12 protein-coding genes are annotated in these 15169 nt (G+C 70.0%); 2 read left to right on the plus strand and 10 right to left on the minus strand.

Translation table 11 applies throughout. The features are described from left to right. A partial coding sequence (locus AOJ26_RS21730; protein ID WP_053850008.1) for a glycoside hydrolase family 2 occupies positions 1-2201 on the plus strand: 2201 nt, incomplete at its 5' end. 104 nt (positions 2202-2305) lie between these two features. Here AOJ26_RS21730 and AOJ26_RS21735 read toward each other — a convergent pair. The 5 genes from AOJ26_RS21735 to AOJ26_RS21755 all read right to left on the minus strand — a co-directional run bounded on the left by AOJ26_RS21735 (position 2306) and on the right by AOJ26_RS21755 (position 6018). Beyond that, positions 2306-2596, minus strand: a complete 291-nt coding sequence (locus AOJ26_RS21735) for a hypothetical protein (protein ID WP_053849997.1) — start codon at positions 2594-2596, stop codon at positions 2306-2308. A 156-nt stretch (positions 2597-2752) separates the two neighbouring features. Next, entirely contained in the window at positions 2753-3343 is a 591-nt protein-coding gene (locus tag AOJ26_RS21740; protein ID WP_053849998.1) for a peptidase inhibitor family I36 protein, read from the minus strand. 200 nt (positions 3344-3543) lie between these two features. Beyond that, a complete protein-coding gene (locus tag AOJ26_RS21745; RefSeq protein ID WP_053849999.1) occupies positions 3544-4638 on the minus strand; it encodes an ABC transporter permease in 1095 nt (364 codons plus the stop codon). Continuing rightward, entirely contained in the window at positions 4635-5567 is a 933-nt protein-coding gene (locus tag AOJ26_RS21750) for an ABC transporter ATP-binding protein (protein WP_053850009.1), read from the minus strand. The genes AOJ26_RS21745 and AOJ26_RS21750 overlap by 4 nt, the downstream gene beginning before the upstream one ends. A 4-nt stretch (positions 5568-5571) precedes the next feature. Beyond that, positions 5572-6018, minus strand: coding sequence for a GntR family transcriptional regulator (locus tag AOJ26_RS21755; protein WP_053850000.1), 447 nt, complete (start codon positions 6016-6018; stop codon positions 5572-5574). A 1589-nt stretch (positions 6019-7607) separates the two neighbouring features. On the opposite strand from AOJ26_RS21755, the gene AOJ26_RS21765 reads away from it, so the two are divergent. After that, positions 7608-9944: a SpoIIE family protein phosphatase gene (locus AOJ26_RS21765; RefSeq protein WP_053850002.1), complete on the plus strand. Its 2337-nt coding sequence runs from the start codon at positions 7608-7610 to the stop codon at positions 9942-9944. Positions 9945-10016: 72 nt separating this feature from the next. Here the strand turns inward: AOJ26_RS21765 and AOJ26_RS21770 are convergent, their stop codons facing one another. The 5 genes from AOJ26_RS21770 to AOJ26_RS21790 form a co-directional block, all read right to left on the minus strand. Next, positions 10017-11174: an NAD(P)/FAD-dependent oxidoreductase gene (locus tag AOJ26_RS21770; RefSeq protein WP_053850003.1), complete on the minus strand. Its 1158-nt coding sequence runs from the start codon at positions 11172-11174 to the stop codon at positions 10017-10019. Next, complete coding sequence (locus AOJ26_RS21775; protein WP_053850004.1) at positions 11171-11368, minus strand: ferredoxin; 198 nt, start codon at positions 11366-11368, stop codon at positions 11171-11173. Before AOJ26_RS21775 ends, AOJ26_RS21770 begins: the two co-directional genes overlap by 4 nt. Positions 11369-11410: 42 nt before the next feature. Continuing rightward, on the minus strand, positions 11411-12595 hold the full coding sequence (locus AOJ26_RS21780) for a cytochrome P450 (RefSeq protein ID WP_053850005.1): 1185 nt from the start codon (positions 12593-12595) through the stop codon (positions 11411-11413). A 183-nt stretch (positions 12596-12778) separates the two neighbouring features. Beyond that, a complete protein-coding gene (locus AOJ26_RS21785; RefSeq protein ID WP_053850006.1) occupies positions 12779-13120 on the minus strand; it encodes a DoxX family protein in 342 nt (113 codons plus the stop codon). Continuing rightward, entirely contained in the window at positions 13117-15084 is a 1968-nt protein-coding gene (locus tag AOJ26_RS21790; RefSeq protein ID WP_053850007.1) for an acetoacetate--CoA ligase, read from the minus strand. The genes AOJ26_RS21785 and AOJ26_RS21790 overlap by 4 nt, the downstream gene beginning before the upstream one ends. Positions 15085-15169 lie beyond the last annotated feature (85 nt).

The following is a 15169-nucleotide window of genomic DNA, read 5'->3' on the forward strand; positions in this document are numbered from 1 at the left end:
CCCCCATGACCACCCCGTGGACGAACCAGGTCCCCACCGACACACCGTTGCCGGAGTACCCCCGCCCTCAGATGACCCGCCCCGACTGGACCAATCTCAACGGCATCTGGGACTTCGCCGTCACCCCGGCCGACGCCGGACAGCCGGCCGCCTTCACCGAGCAGATCCGGGTGCCCTTCGTCGCGGAATCCGCCCTCTCCGGGATCCAACGCAAGATCACCCAAAACGACAAGCTCTGGTACAAGCGCACCTTCACCGTCCCGTCGAACTGGAACGGCCGCCGCGTTCAGCTCAACTTCGGCGCCAGTGACTGGCGTACGACCGTGTGGGTCAACGGCCGCCAGGCGGGCGGCACCCACAGCGGCGGCTACGACGCCTTCTCCTACGACGTCACCGACCTCCTCGCCGCCGGCAGCAACACGATCGTGGTCTCCGTCTGGGACCCCACCGAGACCGGCACCCAGGCGATCGGCAAACAGCGGATCCGCGACGTCGCCCCGCATCCCGGCGGCGGTATCGAGTACACGGCCGCGTCCGGCATCTGGCAGACAGTGTGGCTCGAACCCACGGCTGCCGCGCACATCACCCGCCTGGACATGGTGCCGGACCTGCCCAACAACCGCCTCAAGGTCATCGTCCGGGGCACCGGGACGAACGGCCACCAGGCCCGCGTCACCGTCTCCACCGGCGGCACGACGGTCGGCACCGCGTCCGGCCCGGTCGGCACCGAGTTCACCGTGCCCGTCCCCAACGCGCGCCTGTGGACGCCGGAGGACCCCTTCCTCTACGACGTGAAGGCCGATCTCCTCTCGGGTGGCACGACGGTCGACTCGGTCGGCAGCTACACCGGAATGCGGTCCATCGGCATCGCCCGGGTCGACGGCCTCCTGCGGCCGGTCCTCAACGGCCGGTTTGTCTTCCAGACCGGCACCCTGGACCAGGGCTACTGGCCGGACGGCATCTACACCGCGCCCACCGACGCCGCCCTGCGCCACGACCTGCAGAAGCACAAGGACCTCGGTTTCAACATGGTCCGCAAGCACATCAAGGTCGAACCGCAGCGCTGGTTCTACTGGGCCGACCGGCTCGGTCTGCTGGTCTGGCAGGACATGCCGTCCATGCCTCGCACCCCCGACGCGGCCGCCCGCACCCAGTGGGAGGCGGAGTACGACCGCATCATCGACCAGCACCGCAGCTCCCCGTCGCTGGTCATGTGGGTCAACCAGAACGAGGGCTGGGGCCAGTACGATCAGGCCCGCATCGCCGACAAGGTCAAGGCCTACGATCCCTCACGTCTCGTCGACAACATGAGCGGCGTGAACTGCTGCGGTGCCGTCGACGGCGGCAACGGCGACGTCGTCGACCACCACGTCTACGTCGGACCCGGCACCACCGTGCCCAGTTCCACCCGCGCCGCCGTCCTCGGCGAGTTCGGCGGACTCGGCTTCAGGGTCACCGGCCACGAGTGGTACCCCGGCGGCGGCTTCAGCTACGAGGACCAGCCCGACCTGGCCCACCTGAACAACCGGTTCGTGGGCCTCATCGACGCGATCCGCGACGTACGCATGCCGCGCGGCCTGTCCGCCTCGGTCTACACCGAGATCACGGACGTCGAGAACGAGGTCAACGGCCTGCTCACCTACGACCGCCAGGTGGTCAAGGTCGACGAGGCCCGAGTGCGAGCCGCCAACCAGGCCCTGATCAACGCCTCCCGCGGACCGACGGCCCCACCCACCCTGCCCGTCAACGAGTATCGGTCGCTGCGGGTGACGACGCCGGGCTACACGGACCGGTTCGTGCGCCACAAGGACGGAGCGGTCTTCACGGAGGTCGTGAACAGCGGCAGCGACGCCCTGCTGAAGAACGACGCCACCTGGAAGGTCGTCCCCGGACTCGCCAACACTTCCTGCTACAGCTTCGAGTCGCGCAACTACCCCGGGCAGTACCTGCGTCACCGCGACTTCCGCGTCTACAAGGAGGCCGGATCGGGCGACGTGTACCGGGCCGACGCCACCTTCTGTCCCGTCCGGGGCGCAGGCGGCGGCATACGGCTGTCCGCGTACAACTTCCCGGAGCAGTACCTGCGCCATTACAACGCCGAACTGTGGCTCGCCACCCCGGGAGGCACACACGCCTGGGACAACCCGGCCCTGTTCACGGAGGACACCACCTGGACCGTTCAGGCCCCTTGGGCACCCTGACCGGAACCTGATGAACGGAACCGTACGGGGGTGGCGGTCCGTGGGGACCGCCACCCTCCCCGCTCCGATCGAAGGCAAGGAAGTTGACGGAAGACTGACCGCCGTCAGTCGCCGACGAACCAGAGATACAGGTGCGTCCCGCGCTCGACGACCTGACACAACTCGCGGGCCTGCTCGACCCATTCGCCACCGCAGGCAGCGGGGATCCGGTCGAGCTCGGCCAGCAGCAGCGGAATCTGCCGCTGGTTGAAGACCGCATCCCCATAAGGAGTCAGGGCCCAGAGCATCGGGAACTCCGTCGCGCTCAGATCCGGGAAGCCGACGGTCCATTCGACGCCGGCCTCGGCGCGGGCCACGGCCCTTCCGCTGTCTCCACGCACCACCAAATTGATCACCCGCCGAGCCTATCGGCGCCCTTCACGACCTGCGAAGGAATTTCGACCGTGCCGCTTCCACCAAGTGCGAGGAGCAGCGGGTTCACCGACCTCGCGGCGCGGCGCGGCACCGTGCCGGTGCCGCGCCGCGTCTTCAGATCTGGGCTACGGTCTGGGCTACGCGTACAACTGGATCAGATCTGCTCGGTCGTTGGCGCTCACCTGGGGCTCGGCGTACGCACCCGGACCACCGAAGATCCACTCCCATCCGCTGCTGCCGCCCTCGCTGATCCAGTCCTTGCCGACCATCCAGGCGCCTCCCGTCTGGTTGTTGAAGAAGGAGCTGACCTGGTCCTGCCAGGTGCCGCCGCCTGGCATGGCGTAGTTGGCCAGTTCATAGGAGCCGTAGTAGTAGAAGTCCAGGCGGTAGCCGCTGTAGTTCCCGTGCTGCCACACACAGGCGTAACCGGGCCGGCAGTCGCTCATACCGGCGGCCGCGCGGGTGGACGACGGAACGGTCATCTCCACGCCGGGCTCCAGCCGCACCCGGTCCTTGGCCACCCGCTCGGCACCCTTGTTGTGCCGAAGCAGGCCCGCGATCTCCCGCTCCATCCTGGCGTCCGCCGTCTGGACGGACGGGGCGGTCTGGCTCGGCGCGGCCATTGACGGCGAGGCCAGGGCCGTCGTGAAGACGGACGCGGCCACCAGTCCGAGTGCGAGCGAGGCACAGCGCATCCTCAACGACTTCCGCGAGTGCAGTGGACTCATGTTCTCTCCCTTGGGCGCTGGCCGGAACCGTCGTTCCTGACGACACCCTCATGGTTCGTGTCATCCCTCGACCAGCACCAGGCGTTTCGGGCACAGCCGAATACCACTGGTCGCGCGTGAGTGAGACGCCTGGACGATCACCGAAGCTCCGCGCGGGGGCGTTGAGTTGGTGAGGCAGGCTGTTGGGCGCGAACGGCTGCTCAGACGAGCCGCTTGCGACCCCAGACGAAGAGGAACACCACGATGCCGGCGGTCAGGGCGAGCAGGATCGATGCCCCGAGCCACTGCATGCTGCTCATCTGCGAGATGGGGATGTAGTCGATCGACGCGCCGACGATGTCCGCCTTCTTCATGCACTGCGCAGTCGCCTCCGCTGACAGCGTGTCCGTACACGTGGTCAGGTCGAAGTGTTTGCCGCTGCCGCTGACATACGAGGTGTCCAGCACGTGCGCGGTGCGGGGCACCGGCGGGAACGTGATCAGGGTTCCGGGACTGACCGGCTTGCTGGTGGCTGTGACGATGTCGCCGAGCGACAACTTGAAGTAGCCCCAGAGGGCCTGGAGGGCGACGGTGAAGCCGAGGGTCACGACCATGGCCGCCAGCGTGCGGCGCAGGATCACACCGATCAGCACCCCGCCGAACACGGACAGCAGGGAGAGGGCGACGGGCGCCGGGCCCGTGGTGTTGAAGAACTCCCTCGTGGTCCAGTCGATGTCCGCGTAATGGAGCTTGATGGGGTTCCACCACCAGGCGAACACAGCCGAGAGCGTGACCGTGGCCAACGTGACCGCCAGCCCGGTCAGTGCCAGTTTCGTGGCGAGCCAGCGGTTGCGGCTCACGGACTGGGCGGCGATCAGCTTGGCCGTGCCGTTCTCCAGGTCGCCAGCGAGCAGCGGGGCGCCGAGGAGGACACCGAGCATGACGGGTATCGCCGTGAGACCGGTGGTGACGGAGTCGAACGCGCCGATGTACGGATCGAACTGCCTTTCCACGTCATCGAGGTTCTTGGCGGGAAAGCCGTAGGCGTCGAGGAAGTCCATCATCTGGGCACGTTGATAGACCATCCAGGCCACGCAGAGCACAGTGGCGGCGATCACGGTCCAGAACGCGGCTCGGTGCTGGCGCCAGACCAGCCAGGTCATGCCGCTGAGGCGGGGGCGCCGGGTGGCCTCCGTGGCGGTCGCGTTCCCGGCCCCGTGCCTGGGTCGGTTCCTGGTGCCGTTCGTCGTCCCGTTCATCGTTCGGTTCGTCGTTCCGTTCCTGCCGCTGGTCGAGGGGTTGGTGAGGGTGCTCATGCCGCCACCGTCCCGGTGCCGAACGCCTGGCCCTGGACCTGGGCGGTGGGGGTGATCAGTGGTGGCGCGTCGGGTGAGCGGAGATAGGAGAGCAGGAGTTCCTCCATGCTCGGGGCGGCCACCTCCCAGGGGCCGGCGACCGGGCCCTCCGGGCGGATGAGCGCCGTGAACTGCCGTCCGCTGGTCCGGGCCTCGACGAGGGTGTGGTAGCCGAGGCCGTCGGGCAGGCTGTCGCCCTCCCTGACCCCGGTGACCACCGCGTGCACGGTCATCAGGTCGTCCACGTCACCGGCGAGGCGCACTCCGCCGCCCGAGATGACGACAAGGAAGTCGCACACGTTCTCCAGTTCGGCCAGGACGTGGGTGGACATCACCACGGTGGTGCCGCGCTCGCCGGCCTCGGCGAGGAGGGTGCCCATGAGTTCGTGGCGCACGACCGGGTCGAGGTCCGCCATCGGCTCGTCGAGCAGCAGCAGGTCGGGGCGCTTGCCGAAGGCGAGGGCGACGGCGACTCGGGTGCGCTGGCCGCCGGAGAGGGTGCCGATCTTCGCGTCCAAGGGCACGTTGCCCGCCCGGATGATGTCCTCGGCGGCCCGCTGGTCCCAGCCCGGGTTCAGCTCCCGGCCCAGCCGCAGGGTCTCCGCCACGGTGAAGCGACGGAACAGCGGCTTCTCCTGCGCGAGGAAGGCCGTACGCCGACCGGACTCCACCGAGCCCGGCTCCTCGCCGAACAGGCTGATCGAACCCTGTGTCGGCTTCAGGACGTGCGCCGCCAGGTTCAGCAGCGTGGTCTTGCCCGCCCCGTTGGGGCCCACCAGCCCGCAGATCCTGCCCGCCGGAAGCCGGAAGGTGCAGTCCCTGAGCGCCCAGCCCCGCCGATAGCGCATCCCCAGCCCGTGCGCCTCGAGCGCCGGCTCCCCCGGATACATGTAGTCACTCACCTGTGCTCCTCGTTCTCGTCGCCCCCGTGACCACCGCGGTCCCGGAGGCGTACTGCTTCTCCAGCGCCGACGCGACCAGCGCGGCCACGTCCTCCTGCTCCAGACCAGCCCCCGCCGCCTTCGCCATCCACGCCACCAGCTCCCCGTACAGCGGCGAGTCGGTACCCGTCTCCGGGCGGCCGAGCGCGCGGCGCACGAAGGTGCCCTGGCCGGGCCGCGGTTCGACCAGACCCTCGCGCTCCAGCTCCCGGTACGCCTTGAGCGTGGTGTTCGGGTTGACCGCGCTCGTCTCAGCGACCTCCTTCGCGGTGGGCAGCCGGTCGCCCGGCACCAGTACGCCGAGCCGCAGAGCCTGCTTGGTCTGCTGCACGATCTGCTGGAAGGCGGGGACCCCGCTCCGCCTGTCGATGCGGTACTCCACGGCCACCACCTCTTTCATCACTATTCCACTATGTGATTAGTGGAATGATGATGGAAGGAAGGGACGGCACTTGTCAACGTCTCTCCGCCGCTTTCCCGCTTCCTGACGAGGCGCCCAGCCGCTCAGCCTGCGGCGAGGGTCCACTGCACGTGGCAACCGCTCTTCCTGGACCCCTGCTTGGCCACGCGGCCCGAAGGCAGGTGGCCACTGGCTCTGTTGACGACGCAGGGCAGCGCTTCGACAGCAGTTCGGGGGCACGTCCGGCGCCGGGTGTCCACGAGAACGGACAGCACTTCGGTGGTGACCGGCACGACGTCGTCTGGCGCTCCATGGGACGTCGCCGTGCGCTCCGCGGAAGCCTGGCGCGCTCTATGCACATGAGCAGGAACGGGTACGGCCGGCGAGTGATCCGGTGTCGCTCCCCGTGTGGGAGCGCTGCACCGGCACCGCCCTGGTAGTCGCAGGGACCCTGCTGTCCCTGGCAGGGGTGCGCTGTACGTCCTGCCCAGCCCTGGCACGCCCTTCCTCGCCACTGGCCTGGCCTTGCTCACCGCCGGACTCTTCCTGCACGCCGTGACCCGCCGGAACTGACCCCATGCGGGACGCGGATTTGGCAGTGGATCGGCCTCCACCACCCAGCGGACACGGGCCGCTCGATGAGCGGCCGTACACACATGTCTCGGCGGGCCTCTTCCCTCACTGCCTGGTGGCTGACTGGCTGCGCCGACGTTGGGCAGCTCGCCGGGGACACATCGGGCCAGCCGCTAGAAGGGCCCGTTCACGGCGCGTGCCTGCTGAGCTTCCTCGTCGCAGCGAGCACCGGGGCCTGGGCCGATGAGCACGAGATCGGCTGGCTGTCTTCCGGGGGCGTCGGCATCGGAGGCGGCATGCTGGGCATCGGACTGGTCATGGACGGACGGGCCCTTCTGCCTGGCCGGCTACATCCACAGCTGATGCCGCACCTCTGCCCCCGCCGGGTCACGTGCGAACACCGATCCGCAGGAGCTGCGCCAACAAGTCAGCGCGGCGCAGCAGCGGCTCGACCACCTCTCGCGCGAGGTTTACGCCTTCCGCAGCGGGCTGCATGCTCCTGATGGGGTCCTCGCCGTGCGTGCGGGAGGGCGCTGGGAAGCCGTCTGAATCGTCACTACGTGCAGCCATCCCGCCTGCCTCCTCGTGGCACGGGCCTGCGGGTCTCACCCGCCGGCCGGAGTGGGGCGCGCGATTTGCGATCGCGCCCCTCTGCTCCTGGCACACCTGGTGCCCGCAGAGAGGACAGTTGATTCTTCCCAGGGGTTGTGCTGTCCGCCGCACGTCACTCGCGAAGGGCCGCCGTCGGCGCGGTCCTAAGTGGTCCCGGTCGAAGTCGCGGTGGAACAGGTCGGCTGTGAGCGCCCCGATGAGCAGGGCCCAAGCCACAGCAGCGGGGCCGACCTGGTGGCAGCCGATCAGGACTACGGCCGCGCCGGTCGCTGCCCCAGCGACCGCGGCACGGGAGCTCGCCACAGCACAGAGTGTGAGCACGGCGAGTGACGGCAGTCAGTCGGCCCGCGACCGTGGTCCCTGTTTCAGTTGAACTGTCCGGACAGAGGAACAATGCTGAATTCATGGGACAGGGCTTCACCGCGGCGATCGTCGATGTGCGGGGTGTGGTCACGGCCTGGAGCGACGGTGCACGCGACCTGGTGGGATACACCGCCGACGAGGTGGTGGACCGGCCGGCCCGCGAACTGCTGGCTGAGGACATCGGGGCCGACACCTTCGCGAACCTGTCGGGCGTCGTCGTACTGCGCCACCGGGATGGCTCGTCCGTTCCGCTCCTTCTCACCGCCCGCGCCGTGCTCGGTGAGAAAGGAGAACCGTCCGGATACGTGGTCACCGTCGATCCACCCGGCAAGCAGGAGCCGACCGTGGCGGGCCAAGCCTTCCAGCAGGCGTCCTTGCCCATGTCCGTGTTCGACACCACGCAGCACTATGTGCGGCTGAACGACGTGGCCTGCCGGATCATGGGCGTGCCCGAGGAAGCGCTGGTGGGACAGCACTTTCCGGAAAGCGTCGAGGATCGCCCGGCGCATCGCGGCTGGCTCGATCACCTGCGTCAGGTCGTCGACACAGGCCGTCCGGTCCGCTACGAGAGCTTCACCGGGGCGCCCGCGCTGAACCGCGAACACTCCTGGACCACCGACATGTGGCCGCTGCGGAACGCGGACGGAAAGCTCCAGGCGGTGGGCATCGCGTCATTCGACAGTACCGAGCAGTACTGGGCCCGGCAGCGTCTCGCTCTGCTGAACGAGGCCGCGGCGTCGATCGGCACCACCCTGGACGTGGTGCGCACCGCCGAGGAACTGATCGAGCTGCTGGTCCCCCGATACGCCGACTTCGCCAGCGTCGATCTGCTGGACTGGGTCTTCGAGGCGGAAGGGCTCCCGGACATTCCGTTGCGTGACATCGCCCTGCGCAGGGTCGCCCACGGGTCAGGCACGCAGGGAACGCCGGAGGCCGCTGTCCGTGTGGGCGACACCAGCACCTGTTCACCGTCTTCTCCACCGGCGAGAGCCATGCGGGCAGGACGGGCCGTGGTCAGTCAGGCCGGCGAGCCGGACTTCGTGCGCTGGGTAGCCGAGCGCAACGCACGCGGCCCCGCGGGCAGCGCCTACCGCAAGGGTGCGCACTCGCTGCTCGCCGCACCGCTGCGGGCGCGCGGTACCACCCTGGGGGTGGTGGTCGGGGTTCGGATGGCCAACCCGGACGACTTCGGCGAGGACGACATCGTCCTCGCCGAGGAGGTGGCCAGCCGGGCCGCCGTGTGCATCGACAACGCCAGGCGCTTCGCCCGGGAGCGCGCCACGGCCCTGGCCCTCCAGAACAGTCTCCTGCCCCGGGGGCTGCCCGGACAGGCCGCCGTCGAGGTGGCCCACCGCTACCTGCCCTCGGATTCGCTCGCCGGCATCGGCGGCGACTGGTTCGACGTCATCCCGCTCTCCGGCAGCCGTGTCGCCCTCGTCGTCGGGGATGTCGTCGGCCACGGCATCCCCTCGACGGCGACCATGGGCCGGCTGTGCACGGCGGTGCGCACCCTCGCCGACGTCGACCTGCCTCCCGACGAGCTCCTCACCCACCTCGACGACCTGGTCACCCACCTCGCCTCCGACGAGAGCGGCGAGGCCGCGGAACTCGGTGCGACCTGCCTGTACGCCGTCTACGACCCGGTCTCACGGCGGCTGAACCTCGCAGCGGCCGGCCATCCGGCGCCCGCGGTGCTGAAGGCCGACGGCAGCGCGGCCCTGGTGGAGATGACCGCCGGTCCGCCCCTCGGCGTCGGCGGCCTGCCCTTCGAGGCGACCGAGATGGAGCTGCCCGAGGGCTCGGTACTCGCCCTCTACACCGACGGTCTGATCGAGGACCGCGACCGCGACGTCGATCACGCCACCGCCGAGCTGTGCCGGGCGCTGTCCGCACCGGTGGACAGCCTCGCCATGCTGTGCGACACGGTGCTCAAGGCCGTACTGCCGGAGGAGCCCAGCGATGACGTCGCACTGCTGCTGGCCCGTACCCGCGCGCTGGGCACGGACCAGGTCGCGACCTGGGACATCACACCGGACCCTGAGCACGTGGCCGCGACCCGCCAGGCCGCTACCGACCAACTGGCCGCCTGGGGACTGGAGGAGACGTCGTTCGTCACGGAACTCGTCGTCAGCGAACTGGTCACCAACGCCATCCGCTACGGCGAACCGCCCATCCAGCTACGGCTGATCCGGGACCGCACCCTCATCTGCGAGGTCTTCGACGGCAGTTCCACCTCCCCGCACCTGCGCCGCGCCCACGCCTTCGACGAGGGCGGCCGCGGGCTGCTGCTGGTCGCCCAGCTCACCCAGCGCTGGGGAAGCCGGCAGACCGGGCGCGGCAAGACGATCTGGGCCGAACAGCCACTGCCGCAGAGCTGACGGTAGCCCCGCTGAGCAGCCGAGTACGCCGCGTAAGGGCACTCCTCACGTCGCGACGCTCACGTGCCGCCGTCACCGGGACGGCGGCCAAGACGTGGCGGCCAACGCCCGGAGCGCGGCGACCGGTTTACGCAGTCCATAGGCGACCGCCGTCGACGTCCCGTCGGCATGGCTCCAGGTCAGCAACGCGCGTCCGTCTGCCACGCTGCCCTGGACCGTGGTCGGTTCGCCGATGAGCGGCAGTCGGCCGACGATTTTGAGGGTGAGGCCGGCGACCTCTGTCCAGAAGTAGTCGTCCTGCGACGGTCCCGACGGTGGGAGACCGAGGGCTGAGGCCGCCGCGGTCCTGCCCTGGGCGAGCGCGTTGGACCAGAAAGGGGCACGCCGGTTGGGCCGTGTGCCGTCGCCGCGGAGGTAGGTGACGTCACCGGCGGCGAACACGCCGGGCACGGTGGTGGCGCAGGCATGGTCGATGCCGACGCCGAGGCGGTCGGCGAGGCCCGTCCCTGCCAGCCAGTCGACGCTGGGGACTTCTCCGGCACAGGTGACCACCAGGTCCGCGGTGAGTTCGGTGCCGTCGGGAAGCGCCACGCCGCTCACGGGGTCGCCGGTCAGGGTGGCGAAGCCGGTGGCCTGGATGAAGCGGATGCCGTACGCCGCAGCGCGTGCGGTGATCGCGGCGGACAGGTGGCTGCCGAGGATGCGTTCCAGCGGCCGGTCGGTGTCCACGACGGTGACAGGGATGCCGCGGGCGGCGCAGGCGCTGGCGACCTCCATGCCGAGGAAGCCGGCACCGATCACGATCGCCGAGCCGGCGTCCGCCATGCGGGCGCGGAGCAGGCGGGCGTCGTCCAGGGTGCGCAGGACCAGTTCGCCGCGCTGCCCGGGGGCGGCGAGTCTGCGGGCGTCCGCTCCGGTGGCGACGATCAGCGCGTCGTAACCGACCTGGCGGCCGTCGGCGGTCGTGACGGTGTGCTGCCGGATGTCGGCCGTGACGGCGGCCGAGCGGATGACGTCGACGTCGATCCCGTCGAGGGCCAGGCCCAGGGTCTGGTCCGCGGCCGGGTCCTTCAGGACCACCTTGGACAGGGGCGGGCGGGAGTACGCGCCGTGGTCCTCGGCGCCGATGAGCGTGACCGGCCCGGTGTGGCCGAGGGCGCGCAGGTGGCGGGCGGCGGCGGTGCCGGCGAGTGACTCGCCGACGATGAGCACCGCGCGCGGTGCGGTCACGACAGGACTCGCAGGGCGGCGACCGGGCAAGCGTTGACAGCCGCGCGGGCGGCGACCTGATGCTCGTCGGGGACTTCGGCGCCCTCGAAGTGGTAGGTGAGTTCGGCGTCGTCGTCCAGGCTGAAGACATCGGGAGCCTGGTCGGCGCACAGGCCGTGGCCTTCGCAGCGTGGATGGTCGACGGAGATCTTCATGGTGCTGTCCTCTGCAGTCCTCAAAAGGGCGAGCGGCGGGGTTCAGGCCGGGATGAGTTCGAGCGGCAGGCGCTCGAGGCGGTGGATGACGTTGTTCAGGGCCCACTCGGGTGCGCCGGTGACCTCGATGCGGTCGACGCGTTCGGCCAGGGCGCGCAGGATCGCGGAGGTCTCCATGCGGGCCAGTCCCTGGCCGGCGCAGCCGTGTGTGCCCTGTCCGAAACCGAGTTGGCGGGCGGCGTCGCGGCGGATGTCGAAGGTGTCCGGGTCGTCCCACTCCAGCGGGTCGCGGTTGGCGGAGCCGTACAGGACCAGCACCCGGGAGCCCTCGGGAAGGGTGACGCCCGCCAGTTCCGTGTCGCGGGCGGCGGTGCGGGAGAAGGCGCGGATCGGGGATTCGTAGCGGACGACCTCGTTGACCGCTTTCGGGACGAGGTCCGGGTCCGCCTTCAGCAGGCGCCACTGTTCGGGGTGGGTGGCGAAGAGGTACAGCGCGCTGGAGATGGCGCTGATGGTGGTGTCCAGGGAGGGCGCCAGGTAGTCGATCATCATGGTGGCGCACTCGGCGGGCATGATCCGGCCCTCGTCGGCGGCGCGCAGCAGGTCGTGGCCCATGCTGCCGTCCAGCACGGACCGGTCACGGACGACAGCGCGCGCGTAGCGCAGCATGCCGAGGGACGCGGGCAGTGTGCGCACCGCCTGTCGGTTGATGGGGCCCAGAGCGTCGAAGGTGGCGCCGGCCCAGCGCAGCAGATGCTCGCGGCCCTGCTGGGGCCAGCCGACCAGGTCGGGGACGACGGACATCGGGAGCGCCGTGGCGACCTCCACCGCGTCGACGGTCCGCCGGGCCACGGCTGCCTCGACCACGGCGGCCGCCTGTTGCTCGACCGTGTCCTTCATCGCGCGCAGCGCCCTTGGGGTCAGGCGGTGCGCGAGGAGGGAACGGCGGCGGGCGTGCTCCTCGCCGTCACTGCACAGCGTGGTGCCCTGGCCCACACGGTTGGCGACGGGGTTGAGGGCCACGCCGCCCGAGGAGACGAAGGTGTCGTCGTCCAGCAGCACCTGCTTGCACTCGGCGTAGCGCGGCAGGGCGTGGACCTTGTGCTTGCTCAGCCAGACCACGGGGCCGAGCTCACGTAGTGCGGCGTAGTGCGGATGCGTGTCGCGGATGGCCGACGCCGAGTACAGATCGGGACGGTAGACGGGGATCTTCGTAAGCATGGGCATGAAGGGCCCTCCTGAGGGAGCCGCGAGCGAGCGGGGGGATGAGGGGATGCCGGGGGACCGGCGGTCCGGGGACGGCTGACGAGATCAGCGCAACGGCGCCATATCGCCGTCCTGTCCGTCGGCCGACGTGCTGTTCGTGCCCGCGCCACCGGCGCCGACCGTAGGGACGAAGTCCAGGCTCTGTCAGCCGGTGACGGCGTACGCCACCGCCGTCAGGGCCAGTACCGCGGCGGGCAGAGCCTGTACGGGCGGGTCGCCATGGCGCAGGTGGACCACCGCGGCAGCCCCCATGAGCACGGCCAGTCCGGCAGCGGCGGCCACCCCGAGCGGGGCCGCGGCCAGGCCGAGCAGCAGTCCGGCGGCAGCAGCCACTTCGAGGGTGCCGATGACGCGGTAGAGCCCCGTCGACATGTCGAGATGCGCGGCTGCCTGGCGCATGAAAGGCACGGCAACGATCTTCGCCAGTCCCAGTGGGAGGAAGACCAGGGCCAGCGCGACGGCGAGAGTGACGTGTGCGGTCGTCATGCGGATCGGTCCCTGCGTTCAGCGCCCAGGCGGGCGTAGTAGTCGATGAGGTCCGGGGCATCCACGGTGGCCGGGTTGACGACCTGCCCGGCAGGGGTGCCCTGGAGGAGGCGTTTGACGGGGACTTCGAGTTTCTTGCCGGTGCGGGTGTGCGGGATCCCGGGCACTTCGAGGATGTCGTCGGGGACGTGCCGTGGTGATGCGCCGCTGCGGATGGCCTCACATATGCGGTCGCGCAGCGTGTCGTCCAGTTCGGCTCCGGCGGCGAGGACCACGAACAGGGGCATCCAGTAGCCGCCGTCGGGTTCCTCCGCTCCGATGACCAGGGCTTCCGCGATCTCGGGGAGGCGTTCGACGACGTCGTGGATGTCGGCGCTGCCCAGCCGTACGCCGTTGCGGTTCAACGTCGAGTCGGAGCGGCCGTGGACGATCACGGAGCCGTGGCCGGTGACGGTGATCCAGTCGCCGTGCCGCCAGACGCCGGGGTAGACGGAGAAGTATGCCTCGCGGTAGCGCGTGCCGTCCGGGTCGTTCCAGAAGTACAGCGGCATCGACGGCATGGGGCGGGTGACGACCAGCTCCCCGACCCGGTCCACGACCGGAAAGCCCTCGGCGTCATGGGCGGCCAGTGCCACGCCGAGGTGGGGTGCGGACAACTCGCCCGCCCAGACCGGGGTGTTGGGGGCACTGCCCGCGAAGCCGGAGACGACGTCCGTGCCGCCGCTGATCGAGGCCAGCAGCACCCGCTCCCCCACGTGTTCGCGGACCCAGGGATAAGCGGAGGCCGGGAGGGTGGAGCCGGTGCAGCCGACCACCCGGATCGACGACAGGTCGTGCACGGACGGATCGATGCCGAACTTGGCCATGCCCAGCAGGTATTGGGGGCTGGTGCCGAAGACGGTCACCCGGTGGCGCGCGGCCAGTTCCCACAGGGTGTCGGGCTTGGCCAGGGGTGCCGGACTGCCGTCGTAGGTGCAGGTCGTGGCACCGGTCAGGAGGGTGGAGACGACGAGGTTCCACATCATCCAGTGGGTGGTGGTGTACCACAGGAGCCGTTCGCCGGTGCCGAGGTCGGAGTGCAGGCCGAGGGTCTTGAGGTGTTCCAGCAGGACACCGCCGTGGCCGTGCACGATGCCCTTGGGCAGTCCGGTGGTGCCGGAGGAGAACACGACCCACAAGGGGTGGTCGAACGGCACGGGGGTACAGGTGAGTTCCTCGGTGCGGGTGGCCGCGTCCTCCCACGGGACCACCAGCGACGGGTACGGCTGTGCGGGCCACGGCAGGCCCACGTGTCCCACCAGCAGCGTCGCCTTCAACGTCGGCAGGGCGTGGGCGAGTTCCAGCGCGGCGTCGCGCCGGTCGTGGGCGGTGCCGTTGAAGAGATAGCCGTCGGCGGCGATCAGGACGGTGGGTTCGAGCTGGGCGAAGCGGTCGGCGGCGGCCTTGGGGGCGTAGTCCTGCCCGCACACCGACCACACCGCGCCCAGGCTCGCGGCGGCCAGGAACGCGACGATGGCATGCGGGGTGTTGGGCAGGTAGCCGACGACCCGGTCACCTTTGCCGACGCCGAGTTCGCGCAGGGTCGCGGCGACGGAGGCCACTTGGGCACGCAGGTGGCTCGCAGTCACCTCGTAGCAGGATCCGGTCTCGTCCAGGGCGATGACCGCCACGGCGTCGTCGGCAAGGTTGCGCAGGGCGTGGTGGGCGTAGTTGAGGGTGGCACCGGGGAACCAGCGGGCGCCGGGCATGCGCTCGTCCGCGAGAACCTGCTCGTAGGGCGTGTCCGCGTCGATGTCGAAGTACTCCCACACGGTTGCCCAGAAGCCTTCCAGGTCGGTGACCGACCAGTGGTACAAGGCGGCGTAGTCGGCGTCGGCCATCCCGGCGTGGCGGGCGAAGTCCATGAGGTTGCTCTCCGCGACGGCCTGCGGATCCGGCGTCATGAAAGGGTCGGGCACGCTCATCGGGTGACGCTCCTCAGCAGGTTGTCGTCGACGGTCCGTCGGGGCGGGAGGGGACTGCGGGCGGTGTGCAGGAGGGACGCCCAGT

The organism is Streptomyces sp. NRRL B-24085, assembly GCF_001282115.1.
Classification (GTDB): Bacteria; Actinomycetota; Actinomycetes; order Streptomycetales; family Streptomycetaceae; genus Streptomyces.